This is a genomic window from Parasphingomonas zepuensis, from assembly GCF_036663735.1.
In the GTDB taxonomy this organism is placed as follows: Bacteria; Pseudomonadota; Alphaproteobacteria; order Sphingomonadales; family Sphingomonadaceae; genus Sphingomonas.
In genome coordinates this window covers 1-1,082 of record NZ_JAXOJO010000076.1, presented here as the reverse complement: position 1 = coordinate 1,082, position 1,082 = coordinate 1, and the positions used below count along the sequence as shown (strand labels likewise).

Genomic DNA, 1,082 nt, shown 5'->3' with positions numbered 1-1,082 from the left:
CCTACAGCCTCGACCCGTCCAGCCCGGATGAGCAGGTCACGCGCGACGTCGTGCTGGGCAAGCAGGATGGAGAGCGCCTGCCCGACGCGCTGATCGTGGTGACGGACGCGGCGAATATCGAGAATCACCTCCGTTTCGTACTTCAGCTGAAGCAACTGGGCCGTCCGATGGTGGTCGCGCTCAACATGATCGACATGGCGACACGCGACGGGTTGAAGATCGATACCGCGGCGCTGGCATCTGCGCTTGGCGTGCCGGTGGTCGAGACGGTGGCGGTGCGCAAGCGCGGGCTGGACCATCTGCGTGCCGCCCTCGCCGATGTGCTGACCGGTACGAAGACGCCGGTGCCCGATGCGATCGATGCGGAAATCACGCATTTTCAGCGCGAGGCCCGGCGGCTGGCGTCGATCGCGGTGATCGAGGAGTCGGCCGGTCGCGCCTTTACCCGCGCGGTCGACCGGGTGGTATTGCACCCGGTGGCGGGGCCGCTGGTGCTGCTGGCGATCCTGTTCGTGATGTTTCAGGCGGTCTATGCCTGGTCGGAAGCACCGATGGGCTGGATCGAAGGGCTGCAGGGCTGGCTGGCGGACGCCGCCGCCGCGAACCTGCCCGACAATTTCCTGCGCGACCTGTTGATCGAAGGGATCATCAACGGCGTCGGATCGGTGGTCGTGTTCCTGCCGCAGATCGTGATCCTGTTCCTGTTCATCCTTTTGCTTGAGGCGACCGGTTACATGGTCCGCGCCGCGCTGATGATGGATCGGCTGATGGCCGGGGTCGGGCTGTCGGGGCGGTCGTTCATTCCGCTGCTGTCGTCCTTTGCCTGTGCCATTCCCGGGATCATGGCGACGCGGTCGATCGACGATCCGAAGGAGCGGCTGACCACCATCCTGATCGCACCGCTGATGACATGTTCGGCGCGGCTGCCGGTTTACGCCGTGATCATCGGTGCGTTCATTCCCGCGATCACCGTCGGGCCGGGGATCGGCCTTCAGGGGCTGGTGCTGCTGGCGTTGTATCTGCTCGGCATTATCGGGGCGATCGCTGCGGCATTCGTGCTGCGGATGACGGTGACCAAGGGA

At 65.2% G+C, this 1,082-nt stretch carries 1 protein-coding gene; it reads left to right on the top strand.

Annotation, left to right across the window (positions count from 1 at the left end; translation table 11 throughout):
* On the top strand, positions 1-1,082 hold a 1,082-nt coding region (locus tag U1769_RS25370; RefSeq protein ID WP_332720924.1), incomplete at both ends, for a FeoB small GTPase domain-containing protein.